The organism is Streptomyces sp. NPDC002276, from assembly GCF_053891435.1.
In genome coordinates, this window is sequence record NZ_JBSFCQ010000032.1 from 62,077 (window position 1) to 80,320 (window position 18,244).

At 69.2% G+C, this 18,244-nt stretch carries 17 protein-coding genes and 1 tRNA gene; 10 read left to right on the forward strand and 8 right to left on the reverse strand.

Annotation, left to right across the window (positions count from 1 at the left end; genetic code table 11):
• Positions 1 to 52 precede the first annotated feature (52 nt).
• On the forward strand, positions 53 to 553 hold the full coding sequence (locus ACWIHT_RS44500; protein WP_456174368.1) for a hypothetical protein: 501 nt from the start codon (positions 53 to 55) through the stop codon (positions 551 to 553).
• 77 nt (positions 554 to 630) lie between these two features.
• On the opposite strand, the gene ACWIHT_RS44505 is transcribed toward ACWIHT_RS44500, so the two are convergent.
• On the reverse strand, positions 631 to 1,278 hold the full coding sequence (locus tag ACWIHT_RS44505) for a pentapeptide repeat-containing protein (RefSeq protein ID WP_456174369.1): 648 nt from the start codon (positions 1,276 to 1,278) through the stop codon (positions 631 to 633).
• 115 nt (positions 1,279 to 1,393) lie between these two features.
• On the opposite strand from ACWIHT_RS44505, the gene ACWIHT_RS44510 reads away from it, so the two are divergent.
• Together ACWIHT_RS44510 and ACWIHT_RS44515 are read left to right on the forward strand one after the other, a co-directional pair.
• The gene (locus ACWIHT_RS44510; RefSeq protein WP_456174370.1) at positions 1,394 to 2,359 is read left to right on the forward strand and encodes a zinc-binding dehydrogenase; all 966 of its coding nucleotides are present in this window, start codon (positions 1,394 to 1,396) and stop codon (positions 2,357 to 2,359) included.
• Between the two features lie 59 nt (positions 2,360 to 2,418).
• Positions 2,419 to 3,930 (forward strand): MFS transporter, encoded by a 1,512-nt coding sequence (locus tag ACWIHT_RS44515; RefSeq protein WP_456174371.1) that lies wholly within the window; start codon positions 2,419 to 2,421, stop codon positions 3,928 to 3,930.
• Positions 3,931 to 4,129: 199 nt separating this feature from the next.
• On the opposite strand, the gene ACWIHT_RS44520 is transcribed toward ACWIHT_RS44515, so the two are convergent.
• Positions 4,130 to 5,548, reverse strand: coding sequence for an NAD(P)/FAD-dependent oxidoreductase (locus ACWIHT_RS44520; protein ID WP_456174372.1), 1,419 nt, complete (start codon positions 5,546 to 5,548; stop codon positions 4,130 to 4,132).
• A gap of 9 nt (positions 5,549 to 5,557) precedes the next feature.
• The gene (locus tag ACWIHT_RS44525) at positions 5,558 to 6,211 is read right to left on the reverse strand and encodes a rhomboid-like protein (RefSeq protein WP_456174386.1); all 654 of its coding nucleotides are present in this window, start codon (positions 6,209 to 6,211) and stop codon (positions 5,558 to 5,560) included.
• Positions 6,212 to 6,370: 159 nt separating this feature from the next.
• On the opposite strand from ACWIHT_RS44525, the gene ACWIHT_RS44530 reads away from it, so the two are divergent.
• The 3 genes from ACWIHT_RS44530 to ACWIHT_RS44540 all read left to right on the forward strand — a co-directional run bounded on the left by ACWIHT_RS44530 (position 6,371) and on the right by ACWIHT_RS44540 (position 9,117).
• Positions 6,371 to 7,624 (forward strand): MFS transporter, encoded by a 1,254-nt coding sequence (locus ACWIHT_RS44530; RefSeq protein ID WP_456174373.1) that lies wholly within the window; start codon positions 6,371 to 6,373, stop codon positions 7,622 to 7,624.
• Positions 7,621 to 8,097: an N-acetyltransferase family protein gene (locus tag ACWIHT_RS44535; RefSeq protein WP_456174374.1), complete on the forward strand. Its 477-nt coding sequence runs from the start codon at positions 7,621 to 7,623 to the stop codon at positions 8,095 to 8,097. The genes ACWIHT_RS44530 and ACWIHT_RS44535 overlap by 4 nt, the downstream gene beginning before the upstream one ends.
• A gap of 75 nt (positions 8,098 to 8,172) precedes the next feature.
• Entirely contained in the window at positions 8,173 to 9,117 is a 945-nt protein-coding gene (locus tag ACWIHT_RS44540; RefSeq protein ID WP_456174375.1) for a DUF4037 domain-containing protein, read from the forward strand.
• Here ACWIHT_RS44540 and ACWIHT_RS44545 read toward each other — a convergent pair.
• From ACWIHT_RS44545 to ACWIHT_RS44560, 4 genes are all read right to left on the reverse strand, one after another.
• The gene (locus ACWIHT_RS44545) at positions 9,077 to 10,660 is read right to left on the reverse strand and encodes a carboxylesterase/lipase family protein (protein ID WP_456174376.1); all 1,584 of its coding nucleotides are present in this window, start codon (positions 10,658 to 10,660) and stop codon (positions 9,077 to 9,079) included. The two genes, ACWIHT_RS44540 and ACWIHT_RS44545, sit on opposite strands and share 41 nt — an antisense overlap.
• Positions 10,657 to 11,517 (reverse strand): MBL fold metallo-hydrolase, encoded by an 861-nt coding sequence (locus tag ACWIHT_RS44550; RefSeq protein WP_456174377.1) that lies wholly within the window; start codon positions 11,515 to 11,517, stop codon positions 10,657 to 10,659. Before ACWIHT_RS44550 ends, ACWIHT_RS44545 begins: the two co-directional genes overlap by 4 nt.
• A 68-nt stretch (positions 11,518 to 11,585) precedes the next feature.
• Positions 11,586 to 12,602: a hypothetical protein gene (locus ACWIHT_RS44555; protein WP_456174378.1), complete on the reverse strand. Its 1,017-nt coding sequence runs from the start codon at positions 12,600 to 12,602 to the stop codon at positions 11,586 to 11,588.
• Between the two features lie 124 nt (positions 12,603 to 12,726).
• Positions 12,727 to 13,617: a helix-turn-helix transcriptional regulator gene (locus ACWIHT_RS44560; protein WP_456174379.1), complete on the reverse strand. Its 891-nt coding sequence runs from the start codon at positions 13,615 to 13,617 to the stop codon at positions 12,727 to 12,729.
• Positions 13,618 to 13,916: 299 nt separating this feature from the next.
• Here ACWIHT_RS44560 and ACWIHT_RS44565 point away from each other — a divergent pair, with 299 nt between their 5' ends.
• The 3 genes from ACWIHT_RS44565 (at position 13,917) to ACWIHT_RS44575 (ending at position 16,421) form a co-directional block, all read left to right on the forward strand.
• On the forward strand, positions 13,917 to 14,480 hold the full coding sequence (locus ACWIHT_RS44565; protein WP_456174380.1) for a cysteine hydrolase family protein: 564 nt from the start codon (positions 13,917 to 13,919) through the stop codon (positions 14,478 to 14,480).
• A 284-nt stretch (positions 14,481 to 14,764) separates the two neighbouring features.
• Positions 14,765 to 15,160, forward strand: a complete 396-nt coding sequence (locus tag ACWIHT_RS44570; protein WP_456174381.1) for a hypothetical protein — start codon at positions 14,765 to 14,767, stop codon at positions 15,158 to 15,160.
• Positions 15,161 to 15,989: 829 nt separating this feature from the next.
• Positions 15,990 to 16,421: a DUF4259 domain-containing protein gene (locus ACWIHT_RS44575; RefSeq protein ID WP_456174382.1), complete on the forward strand. Its 432-nt coding sequence runs from the start codon at positions 15,990 to 15,992 to the stop codon at positions 16,419 to 16,421.
• 237 nt (positions 16,422 to 16,658) lie between these two features.
• On the opposite strand, the gene ACWIHT_RS44580 is transcribed toward ACWIHT_RS44575, so the two are convergent.
• A tRNA-Thr gene (locus ACWIHT_RS44580) sits at positions 16,659 to 16,735 on the reverse strand.
• Positions 16,736 to 16,970: 235 nt separating this feature from the next.
• Here ACWIHT_RS44580 and ACWIHT_RS44585 point away from each other — a divergent pair.
• Positions 16,971 to 18,107, forward strand: a complete 1,137-nt coding sequence (locus ACWIHT_RS44585; protein ID WP_200712029.1) for an ABC transporter ATP-binding protein — start codon at positions 16,971 to 16,973, stop codon at positions 18,105 to 18,107.
• Positions 18,108 to 18,244 lie beyond the last annotated feature (137 nt).

Here is an 18,244-nt window from a genome sequence, read left to right on the forward strand (position 1 = left end):
GTGATCGCTCCAGCTGCCGTCGGCCCTCCCCAACCGTGACACCATCACCTACGTGCTCGACATCGGCTACGCCCTCTCCAACCGCTTCCCGGACCCCCCGCAGACCGACTACCGGCGCGCCGACGTCCACGCGCTGCGGCACGACCTGTTCTGCGGTGACGTGTATCTCGCCGACACCAAGGCGGACCGCGAGGTGGCCACGGCCTGGGGCTGGGTACCGGTGCTCGACTTCGCGTGGGCGCTGTGCGACATCGTGGAGCGGATCGACCAGGATCCGGCGGGCTCACGGGCGTCCCGCCCGCAGCGGGCGGAGCTGGACTTCACCGAGTCCACGGACCGAATGCTGTTCGAGCGCCGCTTCGGCTGGGTGGACGTGGAGGCGGACTGGATGCGGCGCGACGAGGAGCCGTTGACCTTCTCGCACTCCGAACTCCGCCGCGAGGCAAGGGACTTCCTGCACGACCTGATCGCCGACCTGGTGGACATGCACGATGCCCTGGGCGAGAACCCGGCGATCTGGACGTTGCAGGCGAAGTTCCCCCGGGTGCAGTGAGCGTCCGGGGGCTGCGCCCCCAGACGGGCTGGAGGATGCCGGCCCCGCGCTCGGCCCCCGTCAAAGGGCCCCCTCCGTCACCCCTCCACCCGAATCCCCATCTGCACGGCCAACACCGGCGCCAGATCGAGCAGTTGCCCCATGCTGATCACGGCCCCCGACAGCCGGTCGATGCCCCGCGTGATCTCCAGCTCGGCCGCGCCGCGCAGATCCACGTCCGTGAAGGTCACCCCCGTGAAGTCCACCCCCTTCAACACGCAGTCCACGAACTCGACCCGCTCCAGCCGGGCATCGAGAAAGTCCGGCTCCACGAGCACGCACCCCTCGAACACGACGTCCCGGAGCCGCGCCTTGCGCAAGTTCAAATAGTCGATCTTCCCGCCCCGGACGACCACCCGCTCCAGCACGGCACCGTGCAACTGCACGCCCCCCATCCTGGCGTCGATCACCTCGACATCGCGCAGGGTCGACTCCGCGAGATCGGTACCGACACCCCGTATGCCGGTGAGGACCGAGTCGAGTACGCGCGCATGATGCAGCCGCGTCTCGTCCAGCGCGCACCCCGTCAGCGCGCAGTCCATGAACCGGGCGCCCCCGCCGTCCTGCCCCGCGAAGTCCTCGTCCCTGATCTCCAGCCCGTCGTAGTCCCCGTCGGGCTCCAACCCCCCACCTCCATAAGCCTCCAGAGTCGGCAACCGCACCTCCGGCCGCCGCGCCCCCTTCATTCCACCCGTCCCGCCAGCCGCTCTCCTCGCCATCCCCCCATCCTGCACCCCACCACTGACAACGAGCCCGACGAACCCTTGACCTCAACCACACTTGAGGTCGAAGAGTGACCCCATGCACGCCATACGACTCCACACCTTCGGCCCCGCCGAAAACCTCACCTACGAACACGTCGACACCCCTTCCCCGGCCCCCGGCCAGGTCCGAATCGCCGTGGCAGCGGCCGGAGTCCACCTCCTGGACACCGCACTCCGGAGGGGCGAACAGGGCCCACTCCCCGCACTCCCCACCCTCCCCACGATTCCCGGCCGCGAGGTGGCCGGTGTGGTCGAGTCACTCGGCGAGGAGGTGGCCGACCTGTGGCTCGGGAAACGGGTGGTGGCCCACCTCGGATTCGCACCCGGCGGCTACGCCGAGTCGGCCGTGGTCGACGTCGACCGGGTGCACGAGATCCCCGGGAACCTGGACTTCGCACAGGCAGTGGCCATGATCGGAACGGGCCGTACGGCCATGGGAATCGTGCAGTTCAGCGAGTTGGACAGGGACTCCGTGGCCATCATCCCGGCAGCCGCCGGAGGCCTGGGCACCCTCCTGGTCCAGTACGCCAAACAGGCCGGAGCCACCGTGATCGGCCTCGCAGGCGGCCCCGAGAAGACGACCCTCGCGAGGGCGAACGGCGCCGACCTGGCCGTGGACTACACGGACCCGGAGTGGCCGCAAAAGGTAAATGCCTGGCTCGACGGCAGACGCGCGACCACGGTGTTCGACGGAGTGGGCGGAACAGTCGCCCGCGAGGCAACAGCCCTGCTCAACCCCACCGGCCGACACATCGTCTTCGGATGGTCGAGCGGAGAACCGTACGAAACCGAACGGGCATCCGTACGAGTGCTGGGCCCCGCCATGATGCGGAAGGCCGGCGGCCCGAGCCCCCTCCGCACCCTCGAACTACGGGCACTCACCGAGGCCGCCGAGGGCCGACTGGTACCGGCGATTCAACGCTTCCCACTGTCCGCCGCGGCAAAGGCGCACCAGGCATTGGAGACCCGGCAGACAACGGGAAAGGTGGTACTGGAGCCATGACCACACCAAACCACCCACTCGCAGATGCAATACATACCGATTCATGGTCTTCTGAGCAGATGAGCGTCACCCGAACAGGTGAGGCCAGCACAACGGCCACGGAGCCGGACCCCCGACGCTGGTGGGGCCTGGTGGTCATCGCTCTCGCCCAGCTGATGGTCGTCCTCGACGCGACGATCGTGAACATCGCGCTCCCGTCCGCACAGCGCGACCTGGGCATGTCCGACGGCAACCGCCAGTGGGTCATCACCGCCTACACCCTCGCCTTCGGCGGCCTGCTCCTGCTCGGCGGCCGAATAGCCGACCTCGTGGGCCGCAAGCGAACGTTCATCATCGGCCTGATCGGCTTCGCCGGCGCCTCCGCGCTGGGCGGCGCGGCCACCACCTCCGGCATGCTCTTCGGCGCCCGAGCCCTCCAGGGCGTCTTCGCCGCCGTACTGGCCCCCTCCGCCCTCTCCCTCCTCACCACCACCTTCACCGACCCGAAGGAACGCGGTAAGGCCTTCGGGATCTACGGCGCACTGGCGGGCAGCGGTTCGGCGATCGGCTTCATAGCGGGCGGCCTGCTCACCGAATACCTGAACTGGCGCTGGTGCCTCTACGTCAACATCCCCATCGCGGCCATCGCCGTCTTCGGCGCCGTCACCCTCCTCCACGACCGCCCGGGAAACACGGGCGCCCGCCTCGACGTACCCGGCGTCCTGCTCGGCTGCGGCGGCCTGGTCGCGATCGTCTACGGCTTCAGCGAGGCGGAACCACGAGGCTGGACGGACTCACTGGTACTGACCCTGTTCGCCGCAGGCGTCGTACTGCTCACGTCCTTCGTCTGGTGGCAAACGAGGGCCCCCAGCCCCCTCCTCCCCCTCCACATCGTCAAGGACCGCAACAGGGCCGGCTGCTTCCTCACCATGGGCCTGGCCGTCATCGGCATGTTCGGCATGTTCTTGTTCATGACCTACTACCTCCAGGTCATCCTCGACTACTCCCCCGTGAAAACGGGCATGGCCTTCCTCCCCCTCACGGTCGCGATCATCATCGGCTCGACCCAGATCTCGGCCCGCCTGATGCACCACGTGCCACCGCGCACCCTGATGGTCCCGGGCGCGATCCTGGCCGCAGCGGGCATGTCCTTCTTCACCCGCCTGACCGTCAACTCGGACTACGCGACCGAACTCCTCCCCGGCCTGATCCTGATGGGCCTGGGCATGGGCCTGATCTTCATGCCGGTCTTCGCCACGGCCACCGCGGGCGTAGCCCCCCAGGACTCGGGCGTGACGTCCGCGACCGTCAACACCTCGCAGCAGGTGGGCGGTTCGATCGGCACAGCGTTGCTCAACACGATCGCCACCACCAGCAGCACGGCCTACATCGCCGCCCACCTCCACACCCCGGCCCAGAAGGCCCTGATCACCAGCAAGGGCATCGTCCACGGCTACACGGTCGCCATCTGGTGGGCCGTAGCCGTCATGCTCCTGGCAGCCCTGGTGGCGGGCCTGATGGTGACGGCACGAGCACCGAAGCACAACGCACCGGCCCAGGCACCGGCGAACGAGTCGGAGCAGGTGACCTGATCAGCCGCGTACGGCGCGAAGGTGACGCGTCGGGGGGTGTCCGCCCGCAGCGGTTGGCGCGTCAACGCGCTCAAAATCTTGCGAGACCGATTCCGCGCCGTTCCGAGGACGGACACCCCCCCGACGCGGCACCGACCCACAACGAACCGCAGGCGACCCACACCAAACCGCAGGCGACGCACCCCCAAACCCGCACGTCTCAGTGGCGCCCGGCGACCCGATCCGCGATCCGAGCCAACCGCGAAGACTCCGCGCCATGCCCACCGAGTTCACGCCGGTCAGCCGCGCGATAGGTGGCATACATCCCCTGCACCCCCAGCCAACGGAACGGCTCCGGCTCCCACTTGCGCACCTTGTGGTCGACCCAAGGCAACCCAGTGAGATCCGTAGATCCCCCCTGCCCGGAGTCCAGCCGAACAAGATCCCGCAACGTCCGAGCCGCGAGGTTGGTCGTGGCAACCCCCGAGCCGACATAACCACCGGCCCACCCGAGCCCCGTAGCCCGGTCCAACGTCACCGTCGCACACCAGTCCCGAGGCACCCCGAGCACACCGGACCAGGCGTGCTCCACCCGCACCCCGGCCAGCGACGGAAAGAACCGCACCAGAATCTCCCGCAACGCCTCGATCGTCGCGGCCTGCGTCCGCCCGTCGTTGTCGGTCTTGGACCCGAACCGATACGGCACCCCACGCCCACCCAACGCGATCCGCCCGTCGGCGGTCCGTTGCGCATACATGTACGCGTGCGCCATGTCCCCCAGCGTCTCCAGCCCACCCCACCCCACCGAAGCCCACTGCTCCTCACTCAGCGGCTCGGTGGCGATCATCGAGGAGTTCATCGGCAGCCAGGTCCGCCGCTGCCCCTTGAGGCTCGCGGTGAACCCCTCCGTACACCGCAGAACATAGGGCGCCCGCACACTCCCATACGGAGTGACAGCGCACCGAGGCCGAATCTCGGTCACGGGCGTCGACTCACAGATAACAACCCCCAACGCCTCGACCACCCCCGCCAGCCCCTTCACCAGTTTCACCGGATGCAACCGCGCCCCGTGCGGAGTCCACGTAGACCCGACCGCGTCCGCGACACGAATCCGCTCGGCGGTCTCCCGGGCGCCGTACAACTCCCGGTCCTTCTCGCCGTACGACAGCTCGTGCTCATGGAACGCCTTCAGCCGCGCCAACTGCGCAGGCGTACAAGCGACTTCGAGCACGCCACCCCGATGGATGTCGGCGTGGATCCGCTCCTCCTCGGCGACCTTCACGACCTCGGCAACGGTGTCGTTCATGGCCTTCTGTAGCCGTACCGCACCTTCACGGCCATGAAGTCTGGCGTACCGGTCCCGCCCGGCGATCCCGTTGTAGAGCCACCCACCGTTGCGCCCCGAGGCGCCGTACCCGCAGAACTTCTGCTCCAGGACAGTGACGCGCAGCGAGGGATCCGCCTTCTTCAAGTAGTACGCGGTCCACAACCCCGTGTACCCACCCCCCACGATCACGACATCGGCGGAGGCATCACCCCCAAGAGGCTCCCGCCTCTCTGGCAGACCGTCGTCCGCGTACCAGAAGGAGACGCCACCATTCACGACACCGCTTGCCGAACCGCTTGCCGAGCTGCTCATATCCGGACGCTAACCCCTGAAGGCGGCCACTGTCTCCTTCGGATTCCATGCTTTTCCGCAGCCCCTGACCAGCGGATAACACGCCAGCCCGATCACCATGGAGGTGAAATGCCCGAGATCGGTGAACGTCCGATGGGTACCCAGGGGCACCCCATAAACAGCAACCACACCCACCAGATACACATACCGCCAAGGCACGGCGATCCGATACACGAGCACCCCCACCACCCCCGCCAGCGCGTAACTCACCCCGATATCAAGGGTGTCGAGAGACGACTCCGGCGCCATCCCGTTCTTCACGGCCCACAACAACGCCCCCTCGCTGATCAACGAGGCAAGCACATGCGCGGCCACACACACCATCAGCCACCGCGCGGTCCCCAGCCACCGCTCCGCCTGCGCGTGGAACACCGTGTACAGCACGGCGTACGGCAGCCAGCGCCCCCCGTCGATCCACATCGCGCTCGCGAACAGCACCCGCACCGGGTTGTTCGACAGCTCGTGGATATTGGTGGACCGCTGCCGCAGGAACTCCTGCTCGAAGTCCGGCGACATGTGATGCATGGCCACCGTCGTGACAAAGAGAATCCCCAGCCAGACATACGTGCCGGGAGCGCTGCGGACATACGTCCACACCCTGTGGAGGCCCCGGATGATTCGCATGAGCCGATTCACGCACGCGAGTATCGCCCCCGCCGTGATCGACATTCCGACCACAGGCAGACACAACCCCTGGTTGTAGAGATAAGGCAAGCCGGTTGTTTGACCACAGACGGCACCACTCGCTTGGATCCCTGAGGTCGTCCGACAGAGGGAGCGCAGGTGAGCAGGCACAGACTGGGCCGACAGTTCGGCTGGCTGTGGGCAGCGTTCGCGGTCAGTTCGTACGGCACAGGTCTGGGCTTCGGCGCCTTCTCCGTACTGGCGATCCTCGTACTGCACTCGGGTCCGACCCAGGTGGCGGTACTGGCCGCCTCAGGCCGGGCAGCGGGTTCCCTGCTGGCGGTCCCCCTCGGCCCCTGGGTGGAGTTCCGCCGCAAACGACCGGTGATGATCGCGATGGACCTGACCCGTTTCGCGGCCCTGCTGAGCATCCCCGTCGCCTACGCGCTCGACCGGCTCACCTTCACCCAGCTCCTCCTCGTCTCGATCACGGTGGCCACCGCGAACATCGCGTTCAACGCGGCGAGCGGCGCCTACCTCAAATCCCTCATCGCCCCCGAGAACCTGCTGATCGCGAACGCCCGCTTCGAGTCGACGACTTGGACCTCGACGATGCTGGGCCCGCCACTGGGCGGCGCGGCGATCGGAATGTTCGGCCCGGTGACAACCGTGATGGCGGATGCCGCCAGCTACCTGCTCTCGGCCCTGGGCATCAAAGCCATCGGCGGAACGGAACCACACCCCGCCCCCAAGGCCGCACCACGCCTACGCACAGCCGACCTGCTCGCCGGCTGGCGCTACATCCTCACCCACCCCACCCTGCGCCCCCTGCTCCTCAACGCGATGGCGGTCAACGCCCTGATCATGGCCTCGGAGCCACTGCTGGCCGTACTCCTCCTGGGTCATCTCGGCTTCACGCCCTGGCAGTTCGCCCTCGCCCTCGCGGCCTCCTCAGGCGCCGGAGGCTTCATCGGCTCCCGCCTCGCCCGCCCACTCGCGACCCGCTTCGGACAGCACAGGGTCCTGCTCACCGCCGGGACACTGCGCGCATGCTGGCCGCTCGGCCTGGCCTTCGTCGGCCCCGGAGCCCCCGGGATGCTCCTGGTCGCCGCCCTCCAACTGGGCATGGTGACGTGCATCGGCGTCTTCAACCCCCTCCTCGCCACCGCCCGCCTCACCCGCACCGCCCCCGACCGGATCGCCCGCACCCTCACCGCATGGTCGGTCAGCACCAGCGCGGCGATCGCGCTGACGACGGCCGCGTGGGGCTGGCTGGCCGCGGCCACGACCCCCCGCACAGCGATCGCACTCGCGGGCGCCCTCCTCCTGACCACCCCCCTCCTCCTCCCCCGCCGCGATCCCGCCGCCGAACGGGACGCGGACCCGAGCCCGTCTTCTACGCTCTCCGCATGATCCGCACCGCGACGCCCACCGACATCCCCGTCATCCACGCCCTGATCCGCGAACTCGCCGCCTACGAGAAGGAACCCCAGGAGGCGAGAGCCACCCCGGAACAGCTCCACGAGGCCCTCTTCGGCCAACACCCCGGCGCCTACGCCCACATGGCGACCGACGACACCACCGGCGAACCGGTCGGCTTCGCGCTGTGGTTCCTCAACTTCTCGACCTGGCGCGGAGTCCACGGCATCTACCTGGAGGACCTCTACGTCCGCCCCACCGCCCGCGGCACGGGCCACGGCAAGGCCCTCCTCACCGAGCTGGCCCGCATCTGCGCGGCCCGCGGCTACGAACGCCTGGAGTGGTCCGTCCTCAACTGGAACACCCCGTCGATCGCCTTCTACGAGTCACTGGGCGCCCGCCCTCAGGACGAATGGACGACGTACCGCCTGACGGACGACGCACTGACCGCGCTGGCCGGAACCTGAAAAGGCCCGCCGCCGCAAATTCGCACACACGATCATGCCGGGACTGGGCAGGGTCCCCGCATGAGCTTCACGAATATGCCAACTTTCTTACCGGGCCTCGAACTCTCCCGCCGTTTCTACACAGAAACCGTCCGCCCCCTCCTGGAGGAGTCCGCCCCCGCCCTCCCCCACTCCGCCGCCCGCATCGGCGCCGGTTCCGAGGTCCTCGGCTACGACACCCCCCGCTCACGGGACCACACCTGGGGCCCGCGCCTCCAACTCTTCCTCCGCGCGCGGGACTTGCCCCGGCACGCGGGCCGCATCAGACACCACCTCGCCGAACATCTCCCGAGCACCTTCCACGGCCACCCCACCCACCACTGTGTCGAAGTCACCCACACCACAGCGTGGTTCACCGACACCCTCGGTTTCGACCCGGCCCACGCCATCACGCCCACCGACTGGCTGGCCACCCCCACCCACCTCCTCACCGAGGTCACAGGGGGCGCGGTGTTCCACGACGGCCTCCACCAACTCGGCCCGCTGCGCCACACCTTGCGCTGGTATCCCCACGACGTCTGGCTGCACGTCCTGGCGCGCGAGTGGCAGCACGTCACCGAACGCGAAGCCTTCGTGGGCCGCTGCGGCGAGGTAGGAGACGAACTGGGTTCCGCCGTCTCCGCCGCCCACCTGACCCGCCACCTGATGCGCCTGTGCCTCCTCATGGACCGCCGCTACCCGCCGTACGACAAATGGCTGGGCACCGCCTTCGCCCGTACGACGGCCGGCCACCGTCTCACCCCGATCCTCACCGCCGCCGTGACCGCCCCCGACTGGCAGACCCGCGAGAAACAACTGGCCTACGCCTACGAAGCCGTGGCGGGAATCCACAACCAACTGAACCTGACCGACCGCGTCGACCCGACGACCCGCCCGCACCCCTCCGGCCCGTTCCGCGTCCTCCCCGCCGACCGCTTCGCCACCGCGCTGCTCGCCCGCGTCACGGACCCGGCGTTGAGACGACTCCCCGAGCGGCGCTGAGCACGACGCTCCACCGCTCGTCGATGACGGCGGTGGCACGCGCCGCGAGGTCGTAGGGCGGCCAGCCGGGGTCGCCGTCGCGGATGAAGGCCGTCCAGGCAGCGTGTGTACGGTCCGCCAGGGCGGGCGGCGGCCGGTGGGGGCCGAGCAGGGCGGTGTCGCCGTAGAGGGCGGGCAGGTCGGTGCGGTGGAAGACGAACGGCAGTTCCACGCTGTGGCAGGCGCCGAGCGCGCCGTCGAAGGCGGGCGAGCGCCAGGCGAACTCGTAGGCGAAGGTGCGGGCGCGCCGGTGGCGGGCGTGGGCGTCGGTGAGGAGCCGGCTGCCCCGGGTGAAGGTGTCCGTGATGAGCCGGCTCGCCAACTCGGCTGGCTGGGCGCCCGGTTGGGCGGTCCGGTAGGCGGTGAGTCCTGCGCGGGGGTTGGCCAGGCGGCGTTCGGCGAGGGCGAGCAGTCGGGTCTCGGTCAGGGCGGCGCCCGAGGGCACGGTGTAGAGGTTGGCCTCCTCGCGGTTGGTGCCGATGAGCAGGTCCACGTCGGCGCCAGGGCCGCCGTCGTACACGGCCTCGGCGGGCTGCCGGTCCAGCGACGAACCGTCGATGACACATCGCATCGGACTCTCGCCGAGCGAGGTGTCGAGCGGCCCGTCCGGCATGACGACGACCGGGCCGACCGCACCGAGCGCCTCCGTCAGCCGCCGGTCGTCAACTGCGCCCAGTTCGGCGGGGGTTGCCCGGACATTCAGCGCCTCGGCCACCGCCTGTGTGGTCAACGCGGCCTGTTCCGCGCCGATCGCCGCCGTACCGCTGCCGCTCTGGATGATCGCCCGGCTGAACAGCCGTTCACCCCGGGCGCCGGGACGCGCGAGCAGCGCGGCGACGATCATCGCCCCGGCGGACTGCCCCGCGACGGTCACCCTGCCGGGGTCACCGCCGAAGGCCGCCGCGTTCTCGGCCACCCAGCGCAGCGCGGCGACGACGTCGAGCAGCCCGCGGTTGGCGGGCGCGCCGGGCACGTCGAGCCAACCGGCCACCCCCAGACGGTAGTTGAGGGTGACGGTGACGATGCCGGCGCGGGCGAAGGACGAGCCGTCGTAGAGCGGCGCCTGACCGGTTCCCGAGATGAGGCCTCCGCCGTGCACGAAGACCAGCACGGGCAGCCCGCCGGAGGGGTGTTCGGGGGCGGTGACGGTCACGGTGAGATAGCCGGGATCCGGGATCCGGCTGGGGTCCGGGATCCGGCCATGACCCGGGATCCGGCCGGGGGCCGGGGTCGGGCCGGGGTCCGGGATCCAGCCGGGTCCCAGCACCGGGGAGAGGTCCAGGCCGCCGAAGCCGGAACGGGCCAGGGCGGGCGCGGTTCCGCCGGGTACGGTCGCGTCCCGTACGCCGTCCCACCGCGGGGCGGGGGCGGGCGCGGCGAACCGGGCGGGTCCGGTCATCGGAGCGGCGTACGGGATCGACGCGAACGTCCGCACACCGGCACGGAGTTGGCCACGGACCGCGCCGCCCGTCGTACGGACGACGGGGGCGGGCGCGCCGCTCACACCCGCTCCCCGAACGGCGCCCACGACCGGACGGCGTACGACGAACCGGCCCGCCGCACCCGGACCCCCGACCCGCCCCGCAGATGCGCGGGGAAGACCAACGCGCCCTCGTCGGCGGCCCGTTCGAGCACGCGCCGTCGCGACACACGCGCCGCGACGGGGTCCTCGCAGAAGCAGCTGTTGGCGTCCGGTTCGACGATCTGCACCGGGTTGTGCAGCAAGTCCCCGACGAACACGGCGAGTTCACCGCCCGACCGGAGCGTGAGCACCGAGGAGCCCGGGGTGTGTCCCGGCGCGTACTCCAGCCGCAGGGCGCCGTCAACGTCGTAGGCGTCCTCCCACAACACGGCCTGCCCGGCGTCCAGGACCGGTGCCACGCTGTCGTCGAAGACGTTCGCGTTGGCGGCGGCGGTGCGGGCGGGGCTGCCGCTCCCCGGGTGCCAGAAGTCGTGGTCGGCGCGCGGCATCAGGTAGCGGGCGTTGGGAAACGTGGGCACCCAACTCCCCGCCACCAGGCGGGTGTTCCACCCGACGTGATCGGCGTGCAGATGGGTGTTGACCACGACGTCGACGTCCTCCGGCAGGACCCCGACGGCGGCCAGCCGGGCCAGGAAGTCGGTACGGCGACGGTCGAACGCCGGTGCGGCCGGGCGGGACTTGTCGTTGCCGACGCCGGTGTCCACGAGGATCGTCGCGCCCCCGCTGCGCAGCACGAACGTCTGCATCCGGGTCATCAGCAGCCCCGCGTCCGGGTCCCAGTGGTCGGGGGCGAGCCAGGAGCGGTTGTCGTCCCACACCTCGGGGCCGATCTCCGGGAACATGACCGCCGGCGGCCGGGTCGCGGTCTCGAACTCCACGACCCGGATCACCTCGACGTCACCGAGGCCGAAGGAGGAGTCTACGAGGGGTCCATCTTCGGCCGCTTTCAACGGAGTTCACGCAAGCCGGCGACCAGGACATCGGGGTCCTCGCCCGTGACGTAGGCGGCGTTCAGCACGTACACGGTGTCACCGCGCACCTCGATCGCCGTGGGATTCTGAAGACCGTCGGAAGCGGAGAGGACCGTGCGGTGACTCCCGTCCTCCCGCACACGGACAACGGAGTTGGTGTGGTTGAGAGCGACGAGCATCTCGTCCCCGGCGCCGGTGAACGTGAAGTCGTCGACGGTGGTCAGCCCGGTCGCCCGGACCTGGAGCCGCCCCGGACGGTTACCCGGCAGGAAGGGGATGCGCAGGACGGTCCCGGCATCCGTGTTGGACACCCACAGCGCGTTGTCGTGGATCTTCACGCCGTTGGCACCCGCGATGGCGGAGTACGCGAGTTCGGGGCCGCTGGTCCAGACGGTCGGGGTCCCGCCGCCGACGGGCACGGTCCAGACCGTACCCAGTACGGAGTCGGCGATGTAGAGCCTGCCGGTGCGCCGGTCCAGCGCCATGCCGTTGGGGAGGCCGTCGGCGGGCAGGGCGGCGATGCGTTCCGGGGTCCCGTGCGGCCGCAGCCGCCACACGCCGGTCAGGTCCGCGGTGCCGGTGTCGTACAGGAAGTAGAGGGTCCCGTCGTCGGCCCGGACGATGCCCATGGTGGGCGCGAAGTGCAGGACGGGCGTGTTGACCCCGCCGTCGGCGGGCAGCGGCATGGTGGCCAGGATCCGCGTCGTGCCGTCGACGCCGACCCGGGCGACCTGCCGGGCCACGGAGAAGGTCACGTCGAGACTGCCGTCGGGTTCCAGGACGCCGTTCTCGGGGGTCTGTCCCGAGGCCAGGTCGAAGTGGGCGGCGATGTGGGCGGCGATATGAGGGGCGACGTGAGGGGCAACGTGAGAGGCGGTGTAGGTGGATGCGGTGCGGGGTGAGCTCGCGGCGGCAGGCACCGTAGCGAAACCGAGCGTTCCGATCACACCGGCCACGACGGCCAGGGCCGCGGCTGACAGCTTCTTGTTCATCAAGTTCCCATCTGTACCGGTCTGTTCCAGGCATGCGGGCATGCGGGCATGCCGCGGCGCACCTGGAGGAAGGTGTCGTCATGGGTGAGGCGAGGGAGAGGAGCGGGTGAGGAGAGGGAGCCGACTAGCGCATACGGGCGGACGCGCTCGGCTCCGCGGGAGCCGGGACGTTGTTCCGTCCGAGCAGGGACAGCGCGGCCGCGGACGCGCTGCCGACACCCGCCGTGGCTACGACGATCCGCTGCCCCTCCCCCTCCGGAACTCCCAGGGACTGCAGATTGAGCTCCATGCGCCCGACGACCGGATGGTGCATGCGATAGGCCGCGAGGGCCCACTTCCTGACCCCGTGCTCGGCCCACATCTGGGCGAACTCCGGGCTTTTCATGGTCAGTTCGCCGATGAGCGAGGCCAGCCGGGGATCGTCGGGGTGCTGCCCGGCGGCGAGCCGAAGCTTGCCGACCACGTTCCTGGCCTTCTTCGACCAGTCCACGAACAGGTCACGGGTGTGCGCGTCCAGGAACACCAGCCGCGCCATGTTCGGCCGCAGGTCGGGCTGTTCGGGGATCCGCGACTCCAAGTGCCCGGCGAACAGGGCGTGTCCGGTGCGGTTCCAGGCCAGTACGTCGCTACGGCGGCCGAGCACGATCGCGGGCGTGTCACCGAGCACGTCGACCAACTGCCGGGTCGCGTCGCCGACCCGCTCCGGCGCGGGCGGGCGCCGGACGGTCACGCGACGCGCCACCCCGCCCAGATCGTGCAGATGGGCACGCTCCACCTCGTCGAGCCCGAGGGCACGGGCCAGCGCCTCCAGGACTTCGGGCGACGCGTTGAGCGAACTCCCCTGCTCCAGCCGCGTGTAGTACGACAGCCCCACCCCGGCGAGCCGCGCCAACTCGTCCCGCCGCAGCCCCGGCACCCGCCGCCGCTCCCCGAAATCCGGGATCCCCACGTCCGCCGGCCGCAACAGATCCCGACGAGTCCTGAGAAACTCTCCCAACCGCGGCTTCCTGTTCATGGCCCCGAGTATCCGCCAACGTGATGCCGCACTGCCTGCCCCTGCGAGGGGCAGGCAGCACAGGGGACAGCCGGTCGTACTTCAGCGCGTCGACAGCGCCGACCACCGGGGTCCGGCCAACGTTAGGGCCGACGTTGGGGCCGACATTGGGGCCGACATTGCAGCCATGCGCCACCAACAGCGCGGGCGGGACGCCGATGAGGATCGAGGATCGAGGACGTCCGAAACCTCCACCGCGGTTCGGCCGATCCACCAGACTTGCTCTTGCTTATTTCCGACGGAGAAGGGACGGCGGCAACATGGCGAACAGCGCACTCCTGGTGATGGACGTCCAACGGGACGTCGTGGCCATTGCCGACGACGGTTCCGGATACCTGCCGCGCCTGCGCGGAGCGATCGACGGTGCCCGGGCCGCCGGCATCCCCGTGATCTACGTGGTGATCGGGTTACGTCCGGGCGATCCGGAAGTCAGCCCGCGCAACAAGGTGATGACAAACGCCGTGCGGGCAGGCCTGTTCACCGAGGGCGCCCCTGGCACCGCGATCCATGACGACATCGCGCCCCGGCAGGACGAGGTGGTGGTCACCAAGAGACGGGGGAGCGCGTTCTCGGGCAGCGACCTCGACCTGGTACTCAGGGCTCGCGACATCGACAGCCTCGTTCTCACCGGCATCGCCACCAGTGCCGTAGTGCTGTCCACTCTGTGGCACGCCCTCGACCTGGACTTCGGCCTCACCGTCCTGGCGGACGGCTGCCTCGACACCGACCCCGAGGTGCACCGGTTCCTCACCGAAAAGCTGTTCCCACAGTGGGCAGACGTCGTCACCATCGAGAACTGGCTCAAATCCATCGCACCGCGGTAGCGAAAGGCTCGCTCCGGGCCCTCGCACGCAGGGCAGGACGGGACGGTATCGCCTCCCGCCGGCACCGGGCGGTGTCCCCACCAATCAACGACCGGTGTCCGAACGCAGGCTGACGATGCGTTGCCGGTCTTGCCGGGGATGCGCTTTGCGTCATTCCCCGATGTGGTGGTGACGTCGGTCGACACGAGTGGTGAAGCGATACGTGTCGCGCGCTGTGTGCTCGGCTCGTTCCTGCGCTTTCCCTGTGATCTGCCGGTAGCCGCCGTACCCGTGGAACTGGCTCCGTGGAACTGGCTCTGCGGGTACGGCGGTTCACCGGCCCGGCCACCGAGTGCTCCCGGCGCACTTTCGTAGAACAACTCGCGGGACTGACGCGACGGTACGACCCTCGGAGCGAGCGGCAGCGGTCGTTCCTCGGCTTCCTCGGGCCGACCCTCGCGGGACGAGCGGGCGGGCGACTCGCCGAGCTCATCGGGATCATGGTCAGTCATGGCATCGTGCTGCGCCTGGTCCGTGCGCTGCCGGAGCCGAGCCCGCCGCCACCACCGCCGCCACCACCGCCACCGCCACCGCCACCGCCACCGTCGGCGGTCGGTGTCGACGAGTACGCGATGCGCAAGGGCCGCGTCCGCGGAACGGTGCCGGCCGACGCCGAAAGCCGGTGCCCGCTCGACCTGTAGCCCGACCGGGAGCCTGAGACTCTCGCCGCCTGGCTCGTACAGCATCCGCAGATCAAGGATCGTCTGCCGAGACCGCGCCCCGTTCTTCGCCGAGGGCACCACACCCGGTGCCCCGCAGGCCCACCGGGTGACGGATCGTCGGCAGCGGAACCACCGGCCGAATCGGGGCCGATGCCCGGGAAGGCCCATGCCCGGGAAGACCGTCACGTCGCCGTGACCGACCGGCCACCGCGTCGCCGACCGTACCCGCGCCAGGCACGCCCAGGTCCACGCGCTCCTGGAGGCAGGCCGCAACCGGCTGTCGGTCGCCCGGAGTTGGGCATGGGCTTCCACACCGTGCGGAGGTTCACCCGCGCCAGGACATCCGAGGAACTCTTCACAGGCCGCCAGTGGCAGAACGGCCCGACCAAGCTGGACGCGTTCAAGCCCTACCTCCACCAGCAATGGGTGGACGGCCGCACCAACACCTGGAACTCCGGGAAGAGATCACCGAACGCGGCGACCGCGGCGGTTACGCCGCCGTGCGCGACTGCCTACGCCCCACGCGGACCACACCGCGCGCCCCGGACATCCGCCCACTCTCGATACGAACCGTCACAGGCAGACTCCTGACACATCCCGAGGTGCTGCCCGCACTCGTTCGCCACCACCTCGTGGAACTCCGGCGTCGTCGAAGGCCATGTCAACCGGATCAAGATGCTCAAGCGCCAGATGTTCGGGCGTACCGACTTCGCACTTCTACGGAAGCGGGTACTGCTCGCGCAGTGATCGCGATGTCGGCGGCTGATGCAAAGATCCTGGCGCAGCGCGGCTACCCGAGGAGATCACCATGGGCACCTGGGACACCGGCCCCTTCGACAACGACACGGCCGCGGACTTCGCCAATGCGCTCGACGACGCCAAACCCGAGGAACGCGAGGCACTGGTCCGTGGCATCCTCACGCGCACCGTCGACGCCACCGGCTGGCTCGCCGAAGGAGAGAAGGCGGTGGCCGCCGCCGCGCTGATCGCGGCGCAATGCCCTGCCAGCGACCCGATCGACACACCGTACGGCCCTGAAGAACCCATGCCCGCCTTCCCTGACGATCTCCGAACGCTCGCTGACGAGGCCCTCGCTCGCATCATCAGCGAGGAAGCCGGACCGGCCTCGAACTGGGTCGACCCGGAAGACCGAAAGCAGTGGCGAGCCAATCTCAACCGCCTTCGCACAGTCCTTGCTCCCCCTTCACCATCCATCCCGCTGTTCGACATCGAGCAATGACCGAGCATCACCCGCCACGCTCAGGCTCCACCTCCAGCGCGGCCAAGGGAACTCACCGGAGGCCACTCACTACAGCACCGTGATCCACCCGTCCACGGCACGCAAAGATCCAGTTCAGGGCATTGAATCGCCGATCCCGTCCCAGCACACAGGCCAACAGCGCCCGGTTTACCCAGACCCCAAGGTCACACCCAAAACAAGAAACCCCAGGTCAGAGATCTGACCTGGGGTTTGCCTTGGAGCCCCCTGTCGGATTCGAACCGACGACCTACGCATTACAAGTGCGTTGCTCTGGCCAACTGAGCTAAGGAGGCCTGCGCGTGTGCGAGACGCGGGCGATCCGTGTGCGATCACGTGCCTGGTGCAGTGTACCCAGGTCCCCGTGGCGCCCTGTCGAAAATTTCCGCGAAGTTCACATGCCCTCGGGTACTGACAGACCGGGCAAACGCCAGGTACCGTCCGTACCCAGTTCACTCGCGTGGACTACACCACCACCTTCCTACAACGGATCGTCCGGCACGTTCCTGCCGGTAGAAGGGGGCCTTCACCATGGCCACTGTTTCGTTCGACAAGGCGACCCGGATCTACCCGGGCACCGAGAAGCCCGCCGTCGATGGTCTGGAGATCGAGGTCGGGGACGGCGAGTTCCTCGTCCTCGTCGGTCCGTCCGGCTGTGGCAAGTCCACCTCGCTCCGCATGCTCGCGGGGCTTGAGGACGTCAACGCCGGCGCCATCCGCATCGGTGACCGCGACGTCACGCACCTGCCGCCGAAGGACCGGGACATCGCCATGGTGTTCCAGAACTACGCGCTGTACCCGCACATGACGGTCGCCGACAACATGGGCTTCGCGCTCAAGATCGCCGGCGTCAACAAGGCCGAGATCCGTCAGAAGGTCGAGGACGCGGCGAAGATCCTGGACCTGACCGACTACCTCGGACGTAAGCCGAAGGCGCTCTCGGGTGGTCAGCGTCAGCGTGTCGCCATGGGGCGTGCCATCGTGCGTGAGCCGCAGGTCTTCCTCATGGACGAGCCGCTGTCGAACCTCGACGCCAAGCTCCGTGTCTCGACCCGTACGCAGATCGCCTCGCTCCAGCGCCGCCTCGGCATCACCACCGTCTACGTCACCCACGACCAGGTCGAGGCCATGACGATGGGCGACCGGGTGGCCGTACTCAAGGACGGTCTGCTCCAGCAGGTCGACAGCCCCCGCAACATGTACGACCGCCCCAAGAACCTCTTCGTCGCCGGCTTCATCGGCTCCCCCGCCATGAACCTGATCGAGGTCCCGATCACCGACGGCGGTGTGAAGTTCGGCAACTCGGTCGTCCCCGTCAACCGCGAGGCGCTCCAGGCCGCCACCGACAAGGGTGACCGTACGGTGACCGTCGGCGTCCGCCCCGAGCACTTCGACATCGACGAGCACAACGGCGAGGCCGCGAAGTCCCTCACCAAGGACACCGAGGACGCCCCCGCCGGTCTCGCGGTCACCGTGAACGTCGTCGAGGAGCTCGGCGCCGACGGCTTCGTCTACGGCAGCGCCAAGGTCGGCGACGACCTGAAGGACCTGGTCGTCCGCGTCAGCGGCCGTTCGGTGCCGGACAAGGGCGCCACCCTGCACGTGGTGCCGCGTCCGGGCGAACTGCACGTCTTCTCGACCTCCACGGGCGAGCGCCTCACCGACTGAACGGACGTTCGCACGTTCCACGGAGAGGGCCCCGCGGTGATCCTTCCGTTCTAGTGGTCGTCGCAACACCCCTGTTCAAGGGGCGCGATGGACTTCGAGATCCGGAAGGTCCGGGAGAACAGCACCACCAAGCCGTT

Coding starts and splice junctions, on each gene's coding strand:
- ACWIHT_RS44505 (WP_456174369.1), bottom strand. CDS start 1,278: ATGAAGGGGGCGCGGCGGCCGGAGGTGCGGTTGCCGACTCTGGAGGCT.
- ACWIHT_RS44555 (WP_456174378.1), bottom strand. CDS start 12,602: ATGAACAAGAAGCTGTCAGCCGCGGCCCTGGCCGTCGTGGCCGGTGTG.
- ACWIHT_RS44585 (WP_200712029.1), top strand. CDS start 16,971: ATGGCCACTGTTTCGTTCGACAAGGCGACCCGGATCTACCCGGGCACC.
- ACWIHT_RS44575 (WP_456174382.1), top strand. CDS start 15,990: ATGGGCACCTGGGACACCGGCCCCTTCGACAACGACACGGCCGCGGAC.
- ACWIHT_RS44520 (WP_456174372.1), bottom strand. CDS start 5,548: ATGAGCAGCTCGGCAAGCGGTTCGGCAAGCGGTGTCGTGAATGGTGGC.
- ACWIHT_RS44565 (WP_456174380.1), top strand. CDS start 13,917: ATGGCGAACAGCGCACTCCTGGTGATGGACGTCCAACGGGACGTCGTG.
- ACWIHT_RS44510 (WP_456174370.1), top strand. CDS start 1,394: ATGCACGCCATACGACTCCACACCTTCGGCCCCGCCGAAAACCTCACC.
- ACWIHT_RS44560 (WP_456174379.1), bottom strand. CDS start 13,617: ATGAACAGGAAGCCGCGGTTGGGAGAGTTTCTCAGGACTCGTCGGGAT.
- ACWIHT_RS44515 (WP_456174371.1), top strand. CDS start 2,419: ATGAGCGTCACCCGAACAGGTGAGGCCAGCACAACGGCCACGGAGCCG.
- ACWIHT_RS44540 (WP_456174375.1), top strand. CDS start 8,173: ATGCCAACTTTCTTACCGGGCCTCGAACTCTCCCGCCGTTTCTACACA.
- ACWIHT_RS44535 (WP_456174374.1), top strand. CDS start 7,621: ATGATCCGCACCGCGACGCCCACCGACATCCCCGTCATCCACGCCCTG.
- ACWIHT_RS44525 (WP_456174386.1), bottom strand. CDS start 6,211: ATGCGAATCATCCGGGGCCTCCACAGGGTGTGGACGTATGTCCGCAGC.